13 protein-coding genes are annotated in these 14,929 nt (G+C 67.7%); 10 read left to right on the forward strand and 3 right to left on the reverse strand.

What is annotated here, in order from left to right:
• Window positions 1–96 precede the first annotated feature (96 nt).
• The 10 genes from IM738_RS12455 (at window position 97) to IM738_RS12500 (ending at window position 10,286) form a co-directional block, all read left to right on the forward strand.
• Window positions 97–1,200, forward strand: a complete 1,104-nt coding sequence (locus IM738_RS12455) for an amino acid ABC transporter permease (RefSeq protein WP_236966170.1) — start codon at window positions 97–99, stop codon at window positions 1,198–1,200.
• A 148-nt stretch (window positions 1,201–1,348) separates the two neighbouring features.
• On the forward strand, window positions 1,349–2,104 hold the full coding sequence (locus tag IM738_RS12460; RefSeq protein ID WP_236966171.1) for an amino acid ABC transporter ATP-binding protein: 756 nt from the start codon (window positions 1,349–1,351) through the stop codon (window positions 2,102–2,104).
• 155 nt (window positions 2,105–2,259) lie between these two features.
• Entirely contained in the window at window positions 2,260–2,592 is a 333-nt protein-coding gene (locus tag IM738_RS12465; protein ID WP_236966172.1) for a hypothetical protein, read from the forward strand.
• Window positions 2,593–2,670: 78 nt separating this feature from the next.
• On the forward strand, window positions 2,671–4,032 hold the full coding sequence (locus tag IM738_RS12470; protein ID WP_236966173.1) for a TolC family protein: 1,362 nt from the start codon (window positions 2,671–2,673) through the stop codon (window positions 4,030–4,032).
• 3 nt (window positions 4,033–4,035) lie between these two features.
• Window positions 4,036–5,454 (forward strand): multicopper oxidase family protein, encoded by a 1,419-nt coding sequence (locus IM738_RS12475; RefSeq protein ID WP_236966174.1) that lies wholly within the window; start codon window positions 4,036–4,038, stop codon window positions 5,452–5,454.
• A gap of 31 nt (window positions 5,455–5,485) precedes the next feature.
• On the forward strand, window positions 5,486–6,013 hold the full coding sequence (locus IM738_RS12480; RefSeq protein WP_236966175.1) for a cupredoxin domain-containing protein: 528 nt from the start codon (window positions 5,486–5,488) through the stop codon (window positions 6,011–6,013).
• 28 nt (window positions 6,014–6,041) lie between these two features.
• On the forward strand, window positions 6,042–6,518 hold the full coding sequence (locus IM738_RS12485) for a DUF411 domain-containing protein (RefSeq protein ID WP_236966176.1): 477 nt from the start codon (window positions 6,042–6,044) through the stop codon (window positions 6,516–6,518).
• 29 nt (window positions 6,519–6,547) lie between these two features.
• On the forward strand, window positions 6,548–6,901 hold the full coding sequence (locus IM738_RS12490) for a copper-binding protein (protein ID WP_236966177.1): 354 nt from the start codon (window positions 6,548–6,550) through the stop codon (window positions 6,899–6,901).
• A 163-nt stretch (window positions 6,902–7,064) separates the two neighbouring features.
• Window positions 7,065–8,624: a methyl-accepting chemotaxis protein gene (locus IM738_RS12495; RefSeq protein WP_236966178.1), complete on the forward strand. Its 1,560-nt coding sequence runs from the start codon at window positions 7,065–7,067 to the stop codon at window positions 8,622–8,624.
• A gap of 327 nt (window positions 8,625–8,951) precedes the next feature.
• Window positions 8,952–10,286 carry a TAXI family TRAP transporter solute-binding subunit gene (locus tag IM738_RS12500; RefSeq protein ID WP_236966179.1) on the forward strand — a complete coding sequence of 445 codons (1,335 nt, stop codon included), beginning with the start codon at window positions 8,952–8,954 and terminating at the stop codon, window positions 10,284–10,286.
• A gap of 44 nt (window positions 10,287–10,330) precedes the next feature.
• On the opposite strand, the gene IM738_RS12505 is transcribed toward IM738_RS12500, so the two are convergent.
• The 3 genes from IM738_RS12505 to ettA all read right to left on the reverse strand — a co-directional run bounded on the left by IM738_RS12505 (window position 10,331) and on the right by ettA (window position 14,884).
• Window positions 10,331–12,418 (reverse strand): DUF1631 family protein, encoded by a 2,088-nt coding sequence (locus IM738_RS12505; RefSeq protein ID WP_236966180.1) that lies wholly within the window; start codon window positions 12,416–12,418, stop codon window positions 10,331–10,333.
• Between the two features lie 112 nt (window positions 12,419–12,530).
• A complete protein-coding gene (locus IM738_RS12510; RefSeq protein WP_236966181.1) occupies window positions 12,531–13,082 on the reverse strand; it encodes a DUF1415 domain-containing protein in 552 nt (183 codons plus the stop codon).
• Between the two features lie 140 nt (window positions 13,083–13,222).
• Complete coding sequence (gene ettA / locus IM738_RS12515; protein WP_236966182.1) at window positions 13,223–14,884, reverse strand: energy-dependent translational throttle protein EttA; 1,662 nt, start codon at window positions 14,882–14,884, stop codon at window positions 13,223–13,225.
• Between the last annotated feature and the right edge of the window lie 45 nt (window positions 14,885–14,929).

The raw sequence follows: 14,929 nt of genomic DNA on the forward strand, positions 1-14,929 counted from the left end.
CGGCACTGGCCGTCCGGCCAAGCCGGCCCGGCGATGCCTCCCGGTTGGGCCCTTTCACGCGGTGCGAATCGCACACCGGATCGGTGGAGAACTGAGATGCAACAGATTTATCAGAACATTCCTGCGCGCCCGATGCCGGGCAAGAGCACCGGTGCCGTGGCCTGGCTCAGGGCCAACCTGTTCTCCAGCGTCTTCAACAGCGCCATGACGCTGCTGGTGGCGGCGGTGGTGGTGCTGGCCGTGGCCAAGAGCCTGGACTGGGCGCTGTTCAACGCCGTGTTCGGCGCCCACCTCGAGGCCTGCAACAACATGCGGGGCATCGGCGCCTGCTGGGGCGTGGTCACCGAAAAGGGCCGCCTGATCGTGATGGGCCGCTACCCGCAGGCCGAGCACTGGCGCCCGGTGATCGCCACCGCGCTGATGCTGGGCGTGGTGGGCATCAGCTGCATGCCGCGCTTCTGGAACCGCTGGCTCGGCCCGATCTGGGTGGCCATGCTGGTGGTCTATTTCATCCTCATGAAGGGCGGCGTGCTCGGACTGACCGCGGTCGACACCGACCAGTGGGGCGGCCTGCCGCTGACCGTGATGCTCACCGTGGTGTCGATGACCATGGCCTTCCCGCTGGCGATCTTCGTGGCGCTGGGCCGGCGCTCCCACATGCCGGCCATCAGAACCATCTGCACGCTCTACGTGGAGCTGATCCGCGGTGTGCCGCTGATCACGGTGCTGTTCATGGCCTCGTTCATGCTGCCGCTGTTCATGCCCGAAGGCGTGAGCGTGGACGTGCTGATCCGCGTGGTGATCGCCATCACGCTGTTCTCGGCCGCCTACATGGCCGAGGTGGTGCGCGGCGGCCTGCAGGCCCTGCCCAAGGGGCAGACCGAAGCGGCGGCCACGCTGGGCCTGAGCTACTGGCAGGCGCAACGCAAGATCGTGCTGCCGCAGGCGCTGTCAATGGTGGTGCCCTCGCTCATGAACACCTTCATCGGGATGTTCAAGGACACCTCGCTGGTGACCATCGTCTCGCTGTACGAGCTGACCGGTGCGCTGGCCCTGGCGCTCAACGCCGATGCCGACTGGCGCCCCTTCAAGCTCGAAGCCTATTTCTTCATCACGCTGATCTATTTCGTGTTCTGTTTCGCCATGTCGCGCTACAGCCTGTGGGTTGAAAAACGCACCGCCGTGAGCAAGGTGAGATGACCCCCTGCGCCGCTTCGCGTCTCCCCCCTGAAAGGGGGGCGTCACCAGCCGTCTGGCAAAGCCAGCCCGGCGGTGCCTCTGGGCGAGATCCCCTCGCGCGCCATCCATCACGCATCGATCAAGTCGAGTCTCTTTTCGAAAGCCTCTCATGACCCAACAAGAAGCCCCCATCATCCAGTTCGCCGGTGTCAACAAGTGGTACGCCAGCAATGGCTACCACGTGCTGCGCGACGTGAACCTCAGTTTCGCCAAGGGCGAAAAGGTCGTGATCTGCGGCCCTTCGGGCTCGGGCAAGTCCACGCTGATCCGCTGTGTCAACGCGCTGGAGGAATACCAGGAGGGCAAGCTCACGGTGGACGGCACCCTGGTCGGCGACGACCTCAAGGGCGTCGACAAGGTGCGCCGCGAAGTCGGCATGGTGTTCCAGCAGTTCAACCTGTTCCCGCACCTGACCGTGCTGGAGAACCTGATCCTCTCGCCCACCTGGGTGGCCAAGATGCCGCGCAACGTGGCGATTGAAAAGGCCATGGTGCAGCTGGAGCGCGTGCGCATCGCCGAACACGCCCACAAGTACCCGCTGCAGCTCTCCGGCGGCCAGCAGCAGCGCGTGGCCATTGCGCGCGCGCTGTGCCTCACGCCCAAGATCATGCTGTTCGACGAGCCCACCTCGGCGCTCGACCCGGAGATGATCAAGGAGGTGCTGGACGTGATGATCGGTCTGGCCGACCAGGGCATGACCATGTTGTGCGTGACGCACGAGATGGGCTTCGCCAAGGCCGTGGCCGACCGCGTGATCTTCATGGACCAGGGCCAGGTGGTCGAGCAGAACACACCCGAGGAGTTCTTCAACCACCCGCAGACCGACCGCAGCAAGGACTTCCTGTCCAAGATCCTCGGGCACTGAGGGCCCCAGACCGCCGGAAGGCGGCCTGTCTCCTCACCGACCGGTCTGACCGCCCGCACACCCAGCGCCACTGGCGCCGCGCTGGCGTTGCGTCCCCGGTGCCGCCGGTCGTGTCCCGCAATGAACTTCTGGCGCTCGCCGGTATCATTCCCTGCATGCGTCACTGGCTGCTCATTTTTCTGATCGCCCTGCTCCCGCTGCGCGGCTGGGCGAGTGACGCCATGGCCGTGTCGATGCCATCTCCCCCCGGCACCGCGGCGCACTGCGCCGAGCACACCTCGGCGGCCGACACCAGCGGTCACGAAGACGCCGCAGCGGACGAACAGCAGGCCCACGCCCTGTGCGACGTCTGCAACGGTCCGGCCATGACCGCCGGCCCCCACCCAGGGCCCGCCGCTGCGCCCCTGCCGCAGGCCCTCGTGGCGCCCGAGCGCAGCGACTTCGCCAGCGCCGTGCTCCAGCGCGGCCACAAGCCCCCCATCGCCTGAACTCACCCACCCGTGGTGCGTCCGCGCGTCCCCCTGCGGGACCGCGTTCGCACCGGTTTGTGAATTCAGGAGATGACCATGACCCCATTCCAGCGGCACCGTCCGCTGCTGCACCATCTTGCCTGGGCGGGCCTGCTCGCCCTGCCGCTCATGGGTGCCCGTGCACAGGCGGTGTCCGAAGCGCAGCGCGCCGCCGACCCCGCCGCCCCCACCCCGGCCGTTGCCTCCGCGCCGGCCCGACCCGCCCCCGTGGCATCACCGCCCCTGCCGGACAACCCGGCCGACGCGCTGAAGCAGTGGCGAGAAGCCAATGAACGTGTGGCCGCCTTCCCCCGCGGGCACATCGACATCCTGCGCGCCGAGGCCAGGGACACCGGCGGCTCGGCCGAGGCCACCGGCCAACCCAGCCCGCTGTCGCTCGATGACGCGCTGCGCCAGTCGCTGCGCCTGCGGCCCGAACTGCTGGACAGCCCCCGCGGCAGCGCCCTGGCGCAATACGGACGCCACCGGGCCCTGCTGGCCCATGTGGCCGAGCTGCGCCGCACCTGGGTGGACGCGGTCGCCGCTGGCCAGGCGCAGCGCCTGCAGCAGGCACGGCTGGACGCCGCCCGCAGCGCCGCCGAACTCGGGCGACGCATGGTGCAGGCCGGCAACTGGAGCCAGGCCCGGCTGCTGCGCGAACAGCTTGCCGAGGCGCGGGAAACGGCGTCCTTGCTGCAAGCCCAACAAGCCTCGCTGGGTGCCCGCGAGCGGCTGGCCCGCCTGCTGGGCCTGTGGCAGGGCCACGCGGTGGCCGAACTCGACCAGCGCCTGCCGGCCGAGCTGGCGGCGCCACCCGCGACACTGGAGGGTGACGCCCAAGGCATCGAAGCCCGTGTGCTGGCCCAGGACGCCGCCCTGGCGCTGCAGCGCATCGACGCGGTGCGTGACATCGAGGCCACGACCCCGGCACAGCGCGCCGCCTGGGACCGGGCGTTGCAGGAGAGCGCCGCGGGCGTCGATGCCACCACGCTGCCCACCGCGCCGCTGAGCCTGCGCGACACCCGCCTCGCCAACGACCATGGGCTGGAACGCGCGGTGTCGGCCGAGGCCGGTTTGCTGAGCGCCGCGGTGGCCCGGCGCTCGGCCGCGCGCGAAGCCTGGGGCCGCTTGCAGGCGCAGCACGCGCTGGCGCAGCAGACCCACGCGGTCATCCTGCCGCTGCAAACCGCCCTGGAGCAGGAAACCCTGCTGCGCTACAACGGCATGCTGCAAAGCACCTGGGACCTGCTGGAAGCCAGCCGCGAACGCCTGGCCGCCACGGCCGCGGCCGCCCAGGCCCGCCGCGACTTCTGGCTCGCTCATCTCGACTGGCAACTGCTGCTCGCCGGCGGTGCCTACCAGCCCCCCGGCGCCAGCGCCACCATGGCGCCCGCCGGCGCTGCCCCCCAAGGACACTGACTCATGCAAAGACGTCAATTTTTCTCTGGCGCCGCGCTCGGTGCCGTGGCCGCCGCCGGTGTGAGCCGCGTGGCGCTCGCCGCGCTGCCCGAAGCGGTGCAACAGACCTCGGCCGACACCGCCGCGCCCTGGACACCGCCCGGCGTCACCGGCGCGGGTCGGCCGTACAACCCGGTGGTCACGCTCAACGGCTGGACCCTGCCCTGGCGCATGGTCAACGGCGTGAAAGAGTTCCACCTGGTGGCCGAACCCGTGGTGCGCGAAGTGGCGCCCGGTTTTCTGGTCAACATGTGGGGCTACAACGGCCAGAGCCCGGGCCCGACCATCGAGGTGGTGGAAGGCGACCGGGTCCGCATCCATGTGACCAACCGCCTGCCCGAGCACACCACCATCCACTGGCATGGGCAGCGCCTGCCCAACGGCATGGACGGTGTCGGCGGGCTGAACCAGCCGCAGATCCCGGTGGGCAAGACCTTCGTCTACGAGTTCGTGGCCAGGCGCCCCGGCACCTTCATGTACCACCCGCACGCGGACGAAATGACGCAGATGGCCATGGGCATGATGGGCTTCTGGGTCACGCACCCCAGGATCGACGGAAAAGCGAAACACCCGCTGATCGAGGACGTGCAGCGCGACTATTGCTTCCTGCTCAACGCCTTCGACGTCGAGCCCGGCAGCATGACACCGCAGGTCAACACCATGCTGGAGCAGAACATCTGGGCCTGGAACAGCCGCGTCTTCCCCGGCATCAGCCCGCTGGTGGCCAAGCTGGGTGAGCGGGTGCGGGTGCGCATCGGCAACCTGACCATGACCAACCACCCGATCCACATCCACGGCATCGAGTTCGAGGTCACGGGCACCGACGGCGGCCCGGTCCCGAAGACCGCGCGCTGGCCCGAGGTGACGACCGACGTGGCCGTGGGCCAGATGCGGCAGATCGAGTTCATCGCCGACGAACCGGGCGACTGGGCCATGCACTGCCACAAGAGCCACCACACCATGGGCGCCATGGGCCACGGCGTGCCGACCATGATCGGTGTGGACCACAGCGGCCTGGTGAAGCGCCTGCAGAAAACGGCGCCCGACTACATGGTCATGGGCGAGCGCGGCATGGCCGACATGGGCGAGATGCAGATGGAGCTGCCCGCCAACACCTTCCCCATGATGACCGGCACCGGCCCCCACGGGGCCATCGAGATGGGCGGCATGTTCACCACCCTCAAGGTGCGCGCCGACCAGAAGGCTGGCGATTACAGCGATCCGGGCTGGTACACCCTGCCACCCGGCACGCAGGCGCGCGAGGTGGCCACCCCCACCACGCGGGCGGTCCAGCCACCCGCCACCACGCCGCAGCCCGCCGCCGCAGCGCCGACCCGCGCCACCGTGCGCAAGCCCCAGGGCAGTGGCGGCCATGCACATTGACACCCAGACCCACCGACACGGACCCACACCGATGACACACACCCCCACCTCCCGCCGCCGTTTCCAGCAATGGCTCGCCATCGCCCCCCTGGCCGCCTGGCTGGCGCACCGCCCGGCCAGCGCCCACGGTGAGAAACACGAGCGTGGCGCTGCCGCTGCGCCGGTCGTGAAGGAGCAGAAGCCCTGGGGCATCGCCGCCGAACCGACGGAAGCGAAACGGACCATTCAGATCCGCATGAGCGACAACATGCGCTTCACCCCGAGCCACCTCGATGTCACCGAGGGCGAGACCCTGCGCCTGCGCGCGGCCAACCGCGGCAAGGTGCTGCACGAGATCGTGATCGGCACGCCCGAAGAACTGCAGGCGCACGCCGAGATGATGAAGAAGCACCCCGGCATGGAGCACGACGAGCCCTACATGGCCCACGTGGCGGCCGGGAAACGCGGCGACATCACCTGGACCTTCAACCGGGCCGGCGACTTCGAGTTCGCCTGCCTGATTCCCGGCCACTACGAGATGGGCATGCGCGGCACCATCCGCGTCAAGCCCCGCGCCTGACCCATTCCATTTTTTTCAGGAGCACACCATGCAACGACGTTCCCTTATCCTCTCCGCCCCGGCCTTGCTGGCCGCCACCGCTTTGCCCGCCTGGGCCGCGACGCCATCGGCCAAAGACCTGCCGGTGCTGCAGGTCTGGAAAGACCCCAACTGCGGCTGCTGCAAGGACTGGATCAGCTACCTGCAGCGCGACGGCTTCCAGGTGCAGGTCTTCGAGACCGGCAACACCGCGGTGCGCAAGCGCCTGGGCCTGCCCGACCAGTTCGGCTCCTGCCACACGGCGTTGATCGGGGGCTACGTGGTCGAAGGCCATGTGAACGCGCGCGAGATCCGCCGCCTGCTGACCGAAAAACCCAAGGCCATCGGCATCGCGGTGCCCGGCATGCCGGTGGGCAGCCCGGGCATGGACGGCCCCGAATACGGCGGCCGCAAAGACCCCTACGACGTGGTGCTGGTGCTGCCCAACGGCAGCGCCCGCGTCTACCAGTCCTATTTCCGCAGCTGATGGCCGCCCCATCTTCAGGAGAACACCCCATGCCGAAGACCCTTGTCATCGCCCTCGCGCTGCTGTCCCCCGCCCTGCCCAGCCTGGCGCAGAACCACGACCACCACGCGGCGCAGGCCGTCACCACACCGGCAACCACCGCGACCCCGGCCAGCGGCCTGCCCATGGTGGACGCCGAAGTGCGCCGCGTGGACGTGGGCGCGGGCAAGGTGACGTTGAAACACGGCGACATCCCCAACCTGGAGATGCCCCCCATGACCATGGTGTTCCAGGTGCGCGACCCGTCGCAGCTGGGCCCGCTCAAGGCCGGCGACAAGGTGCGGGTCACGGTCGACAAGGTCAATGGCGCCTACACCGTGATCGACCTGCAGCCCGCGCCCTGAGCCGGAACAGCGGGTGATTTCAGGGGCAGCTCTGGCGTTTGGGTGTTCGATACCGCACATAGACTGGCTGCCCCCTCCGAACGGTCTCATTTTGAGACAGACGGACTCAAGTTCATGGTCGGTGGGACGAAAGTTGAATACCAACGCCACCGAATCACACGCCATGCGCACCAACCTGCCTGTCACCCACAAAGAGTTCCCCATTCCAGGCGGGGTCACCCTGGTTTCCACCACCGACCTGCAAAGCCGCATCACCTACTGCAACCCGGCCTTCATCGCCGTCAGCGGCTACTCGCGTGAGGAACTGATCGGTCAGCCGCACAACCTGGTGCGCCATCCCGACATGCCGGCTGAGGCCTTTCGCGACATGTGGGCCACGCTGCAAAGCGGCTCGCCTTGGTCGGCCCTGGTGAAGAACCGGCGCAAGAACGGCGACCACTACTGGGTCATGGCCAACGCCACGCCGGTGGTGCAAAACGGCCAGCCGGTGGGCTACATGTCGGTGCGCACCCAACCCACGCGCGAACAGATCGAACAGGCCGAGACGCTCTACGCCCGCATGCGAGCGGAGGCCGAGTCCGGCCAGACCACGATCGGCCTGCGCGGTGGCCAGCTGGTGCGCCGTGGCCTGCGGGGTCGGCTGCAGCGCTGGATGCGCCCGACCCTGGGCAAAAAGCTGGGGGCCATGACCGTGGGTCTGGCCTTCGGCGTGCAGCTCATGGAAAGCGCCACCGAAGGGCTGCCCGAGGTGTGGCACACGGTGGCCTATGGGGTCACCGCTGTGGTGGCGCTGGCCATGGCGGCCTTCATGCGCCGCATGATGGTGGGGCCGCTGGAACAGGCCGTCACCTTCGCCAACTTCATGGCCGCAGGCGATCTCTCCGCCCGCCTGTCCAGCCAGGCCGGTGGCGAATTCGGCGACCTCTCGCGTGCGCTCAACCAGCTCAATGTCAACCTGCAGGCCGTGGTGTCCGACGTGCGCCACGAAGTCGAAGGCGTGCAGGTCGCGTCCAATGAAATCGCCAGTGGCAACCAGGACCTGTCGGCCCGCACGGAGTCCCAGGCCAGCAGCCTGCAGGAAACGGCAGCCTCGATGGATCAGCTCACCAGCACGGTGGAACAGAGCGCCCAGTCGGCACGCGAGGCCGGGGTGCTGGCCAGCCGTGCCGCCAGCGTGGCGGGTGAGGGCAACGAGGCCATGGTCCACGTGATCGACACCATGGAGCAGATCAGCCGCTCGTCGAGCCGCATCAGCGAGATCATCCAGGTGATCGAAGGCATTTCCTTCCAGACCAACATCCTCGCCCTCAATGCGGCGGTGGAGGCCGCTCGCGCGGGCGAACAGGGCCGGGGCTTTGCCGTGGTGGCCGCCGAGGTGCGCAGCCTGGCCCAGCGCACCTCGACCGCCGCCAAAGAAATCAAGGTGCTGATCGACGAATCGGCTGGCCAGGTGTCGCAGGGTGGCCAACTGGTGCACAACGCCGGCAAGACCATGGGCAATGTGGTCACTGCGGTGCAGCAGGTCAACGGCCTGATCGCCGGGATCACGGGCGCATCGCAGGAACAGTCCCTGGGGCTGTCGCAGATCAACCAGGCCGTGGGCCAGCTCGACTCGGTGACGCAGCAGAACTCGGCCATGGTCGAAGAGCTCGCGGCCGCCGCCAGTTCGCTGCAGGCCCAGGCCAAGGTGATGAAGGAATCGGTGCAGATCTTCCGCATGTGAGGTAACAAGCCCCCACGCTCCGCCGCTGCGCGGGTCGCTGCCCCCCGAGGGGGCTGGGCCTGCCTTGGGACGGCCCGGCGGCTGGCCCGCTGCCCCCACACTCCGCCGCTGCGCGGGTCGCTGCCCCCCGAGGGGGCTGGGCCTGCCTTGGGACGGCCCGGCGGCTGGCCCGCAGCCCCCACACTCCGCCGCTGCGCGGGTCGCTGCCCCCCGAGGGGGCTGGGCCTGCCTTGGGGCGGCCCGGCGGCTGGCCCGCAGCCCCCACACTCCGCCGCTGCGCGGGTCGCTGCCGCCTTGCAGCTGACAGACGCATGCTAAGGTAGCGGGATGCCCAGCAACATCCGCTACACCCTGCTGTCGTTGCGCGACCTGGCCGCGTCCGTCGGGCCGTTCGCGCTGCTCACGGTGCTGCTGCTCGCGCTCACCTACTGGTGGCTCGACCCCAACCCGCCGAAGCGTGTCGTGCTCGCCACCGGCCCGGCCCAGAGCGCCTACGACGAGTTCGGCAAACGCTACGCCGACGCCCTCAAGCGCTACGGCATCACCGTGGAATTGCTGCCCTCCCAGGGCTCGTCGGCCAACCTCGAATTGCTGCGCACCGGCCAGGCCGATCTGGGTTTCGTGCAAGGCGGCAGCGCCGACATCGGTTACGACGACGAGGAGTCGATCTCCTCGCTCGGCAGCCTGTTCGTGGAGCCGCTGTGGCTGTTTTACCGCGAAGACTCCGCCGTTCGCCTGCGTCAGCAACCCACCATCCAGTCGCTCGGGGACCTGGTGGGCTGGCGCGTCAACGTCGGCACGGCCGGCAGCGGCGTGCCGCGCCTGTTCACCACCCTGCTCGACGTGAACCGCATCGACCGGCACCAGCTCCAGCTCAGCGAGCTGGAGCAGACGCCGGCCACGGTGGCGTTCCTCAACGGCGAGGTCGACGCCGTGGTCTTCGCCTCGGCGCCCGAATCGCTGATGGTGCAGATGCTGCTGCAGTCGCCGGGCATCCACCTGCTGAACTTCGCGCAGAGCGAGGCCTATTCGCGGCGCTTCGGCTACCTCACGCCCGTGGTCATGCCCCAGGGCGTGGTGGACCTGTCGAAGAACATTCCTGAGCGCGACATGCACCTCGTGGCCTCGACCACCGGCCTGCTCGCCGGTGCCAAGACCCACCCGGCGATCCTCCAGCTCTTTGCCCAGACCGCCACCGGCCTGCACGGCGGCGCCAGCTGGTTCAGCCGGGCGCGCGAATACCCGAACCTGGAACACAGCGAGGTACCGATCTCGCCCGAGGCGGTGCGCGCCATCAAGAACGGCCCGCCCTTCCTGCAGCGCTACCTGCCCTTCTGGCTGGCGAACCTGGTCGAGCGCATGTGGCTGGCCATGGGCTTGATCCTCGCGCTGGCGCTGCCCCTCTCGCGCATCGTGCCGCCGCTCTACACCTTCCGCATCCGCTCGCGCGTGTTCCGCTGGTACGCCGAACTGCGCAGCATCGAGCAGCGCCACCTGGACCACCAGGACGAACCCACCCCGGTCGACGACCTGCTGGAACAGCTCGACCGGCTGGAGGAGAAGGTGGAACAGGTCGTGGTGCCGCTGTCGCACACCGACGAGCTGTACGCCCTGCGCAGCAACATCGGACTGGTGCGCAAGAAGCTGCTGAAAAAAGACTGAGTGCACGGCCCCGTGCGAACGGCGGGCACCCGGCGCAAGGGCGCCTACGGTTGCCGGGCGCTGTTGATCCAGGCCTGACGCGCCACGGCGTCCAGCGCGTCATCGACCATGCCGTGGTTGGCCACCACCCGCAGCCGGTCCTGGGCCAGCAGGCGTTCCACGCCCCGCTTCGTCATGGACAGGGAGCGCCCGTCCGATCCGGTGAACAGGAACATGGTCCCGTGGGGACTGGCCCAGGTGACCTGACAGCGCAGCGCGCGGCCCTCGTACCAGACATCGACCCAGGCGCCCACGGGCAAGACCTGGCCCCGCTCATCGGCCATCTCCTCTTTGGAGTCGGGCCAGTCTCGCGGCATGATCTCGGTGTCCACGAAAGCGGGCTGCGTGTCCATCAGCGCGTCTTCCATGAAGCCGGTATCGCGCGCTTCGACCGGATGCATCCAGGGCTCGTCGGGCTCCAGTTCGAACTGATGGCTGGGTGGCGAGTCCTCGACGGGCTCATCCCGCTGGGTCTTGTAGGCCGCCTCGTGCAGGCCCATCAGGGCTGCAAAAAACCCCTCGCTCTGCGCGCGCGGGTAGTCGATGGCGTCCAGCCCCTCGCGCAAGGTGCGCAACAGGCCGGGAATGATCTTGATCAGGCGGGGGCGGTTGCGACTGGCCTGCGCCAGCTGGGAAGACCACAACAGGTCGGGCACGATGTCGGTGTAGCGCTCCGCAGACGCCAACGACACGGCCGCCACCGACTTTTCGGCCGCGTCCATGCGCGCCTGAGCCACCACCTGCGACCAGGGGCCTGTCAGGAAACGCCGCACCACACCCGGTGCACGCTCGAAATCGTTGCGCGCCCGGAACTCGGTCGCCACCCGTTCGGCCAGCAGGTTGCGCTGCTCCACACGCATCAGGGTCTGCACGGCCAGCCCGCGGGCCTGCGCCTGCCTGGGCGCCAGGGCCTCGGCCCGCGAGCGCGTCAGCCGCTCCAGCAAGCCGGGAAAACGGTCCGGCAGATCGGCCCCCGAGGTCTGCAGCGCTCGCACGATGTCATGCACCTCTTTGGCGAACGGCGTGTACCCCGAGTCCTGCTCGCTGGTGAACGCCAGACCGCGCTCGGCAATGGCGTCGAGCAGGCGGCGCGCGGGATTGTGCCGGTCGGCAAAAAAGCGGGGATCGCTGCGCGCCAGCTGCAACAGCGCCGGCTTCATGCCCTGCAGCATGTCCCGCAGGGGGGCCAGCAGACGTTCATCGGTGGTCAGGCGGCGCAGCATCAGCGTGACCACCTCGGCCGCCAGGGTACGCACCATGGCGTTGCCCGAACCCGAGGCGCCCTGATCGCTGGGGCCGCTGCCGGACTGGTCGAGGTTTCCCACCAGCAACTGGTGCAGGTGGTCCAGGGTGAGCAGCGCATCGGGACCACGCACCGCTTCGGTCGAATCCGATTCACGGCGGGCGCTGCCCTCCGGACCCGCTGGTCCCGGTGTCCGGCCTCGAGGCGTCTGGATGACGGTGTACCCCGCAGGCACGATGCCCCAGCTGTCGAGCAGCGAGCTCAGGCGCACGTACATGTCCCGCAGCTCCTCACCAAAGGCCACGGCGCCGGTCTGCAACCAGCGCGAACGCACCGCCGGATCCACATGCAAGCCGTTGAGTGCGCGCATCAGGGCCATCACCACGACCTCGGAGCGCAACGGATTGGCCTCGGTGCGCACCCGCTGCAGGCCACGGGCTCGGCTCATGCGTGCGTTGAGGGTGTTCAGCGCCTCGTCGACCGACATCTTGATCACCTGCTGCACGCGGGCGATTTCCACCGTTTCCTGCACCTGCTCATCGCCCATGAGCTCCAGTTCGTCGAAGCTCAGCGACTTCAGGCTGCGTGCCTTGCTCGCGGTCGACGGCAAGGCGCCTTCCACCGACTCGGCGAAAGCCTCGAGAAAGCGCGCAGCGATCAGCTCGCGGTGGCTCTCCAGCGTGGTCCGGGCCTGACCCAGGGACTGTTTTTCCTGCGGGCGGCTTGCGGCACTTTCGCGTTGTTGCAGTGCTTCCTGCAGCTTGGTGAGCCAGCGAGGAATCCACTCGCGCGTTTGCACAAGGGCTTCTTTCAGGCAGGCATCAAAGGACTCGTTCGGGCTGGCGTCCATGCGGCCGGGTACCTTTCATCTCCAGACATGGAGTGAGGGTTGGTGTGTCGACCATTATCCCCGTCAAGCCCGTTGCGCGAAACCCGGATGTGCGCGCCCAACCCCGGCCAGTTCAGGGCTTTGCCAACAGTGCCTGCCAACCCGGGGCACCCAGGGCCCGCAAGGTCTGGATGTTGCGTTCAACGATCGCTTCGGCATCTCCCCCGTCGGACGCCACCGCCCGCTCCACGCTCTCTTCGCGCAGCAGGTGCAGCGTCGGGTACGGCGCACGGTTGGTGGCGTTGCTGATGTCGTCGGGTTCGACACCCTCGAACTGGAACAAGGGGTGGAAGCTCGCCACCTGGATGGTGCCCTCCAGCTTGTGCTCGGCCACCACGTCGTCCACCACGCCCATGAAGTCGTTGAACACGAAAAAATCCGGGAACAGCGTGGGGTGCACCAGCAGCGTGGTGTCGATGGCTTCGGCCGGCGTGTTCACCAGCAGGTCCAGCTCGCGGTCCAGCTCGTCGAGAAAAGCATCCAGGTGTCGCGCCCGGCTCACCACGATGCGCACCTGGTTCTTCACATACACCGACCGCGCGAACGGACACAGGTTCAACCCGATCACCGCCTTCTCGATCCAGCGGCGGGTGTCGGCCAAAACGGTGTCGTCAGAGAGTTCCATGGTGCAACGAAAGAGGGTTATTCAATTCGAGAATGCCGCGGGTCCGGGTTTCCCGGCCCGCAGGCATTGCCCCCTTGAGGGGGTGACGGCCCGAGCATCGGGCCGGCGCAGGGGTGGGTCATCCTTGCGCGGGGGGCGTTTCAAATCGTTTTGAAACGGGCTCTTTTCGGACGAGCACCCTCTTCACCCAGACGGCGCTTCTTGTCGACCTCGTACTCGGAGAAGTTGCCGTCGAAGAAGTACCACTGCGAGTTGCCTTCGCAGGCCAGGATGTGGGTGCAGATGCGGTCCAGGAACCAGCGGTCGTGCGAGATCACCATGGCCGAGCCCGCGAACTCCAGCAGCGCTTCTTCGAGCGCGCGCAGGGTTTCCACGTCCAGGTCGTTCGAGGGTTCGTCCAGCATCAGCACGTTGCCGCCCTGCGCCAGGGTCTTGGCCAGGTGCAGCCGGCCGCGCTCACCGCCCGAGAGGTTGCCCACCAGCTTCTGCTGGTCGTTGCCCTTGAAGTTGAAACGGCCGATGTAGGCACGGCTGGGCATGATGAACTTGCCCACGATGATGTTGTCCAGCCCGCCGGACACGTCCTGCCACACGGTCTTGCTGCCGTCCAGGCTCTCACGGCTCTGGTCCACGAAGGCCAGTTTGGCGGTCTGGCCGATCTCCACCGTGCCCGAATCGGGCGTCTCGACGCCCTGGATCATTCGGAACAGCGTGGACTTGCCGGCGCCGTTGGGGCCGATGATGCCGACGATGGCGCCCGGGGGCACCGAGAAGCTCAGGTTGTCGATCAGCAGGCGGTCGCCAAATGACTTGGACACACCCTTGAACTCGATGACCTGGTTGCCCAGGCGCTCGGCCACCGGGATGAAGATCTCGTTGGTCTCGTTGCGTTTTTGGTAATCGACATCGCTCAGTTCCTCGAAGCGGGCCAGACGCGCCTTGCTTTTGGCCTGGCGGCCCTTGGCGTTGGAGCGCACCCACTTGAGTTCTTCCTTCATCGCCTTGGTGCGGGCGTCTTCGGACTTCTGCTCGGTCTCCAGGCGGCGTTCCTTCTGGTCCAGCCAGTCGGAGTAGTTGCCCTTCCATGGAATGCCCTGGCCGCGGTCGAGTTCGAGAATCCACTCGGCCGCGTTGTCCAGGAAGTAGCGATCGTGGGTGATGGCCACCACGGTGCCGGGGAAGCGCTGCAGGAAGTGCTCCAGCCACTCCACGGACTCGGCGTCCAGGTGGTTGGTGGGTTCGTCGAGCAGCAGCATGTCGGGCTTGGAAAGCAGCAGGCGGCACAGGGCCACACGGCGTTTCTCGCCACCCGACAGGTTCTTGATGATGGCGTCCCAGGGTGGCAGGTTCAGCGCGTCGGCGGCCAGTTCCAGCTGCAGATCGGCGTTTTCCGAGCCCGAGGCGGCGATGACGGCTTCCAGCTCGGCCTGTTCGGCCGCGAGGGCGTCGAAGTCGGCATCCTCTTCGGCATAGGCGGCGTACACCTCTTCCAAGCGCTGCTTGGCGGCCAGGGCGCCGCCAATGCCTTCTTCCACCGCCTGGCGCACGGTCTGGTCGGGTGAAATCTGGGGTTCCTGGGGCAGGTAGCCGATGCGGATGCCCGGCATGGCGATGGCCTCGCCCTCGATTTCCTTGTCGATGCCGGCCATGATCTTCAGCAGCGTGGACTTGCCCGAACCGTTCAGGCCCAGCACGCCGATCTTGGCGCCGGGGAAGAAACTGATGGAAACGTTCTTCAAGATCTGCCGCTTGGGCGGCACGGTCTTGGTGACACGGTTCATGGAAAAGACGTATTGAGCCATTGCTGTCCTGCCGCTGTACTGCAAAAAAAGAGAAGTCTTCGATTA

The organism is Hydrogenophaga sp. SL48, from assembly GCF_021729865.1.
Taxonomy (GTDB): domain Bacteria; phylum Pseudomonadota; class Gammaproteobacteria; order Burkholderiales; family Burkholderiaceae_C; genus Hydrogenophaga.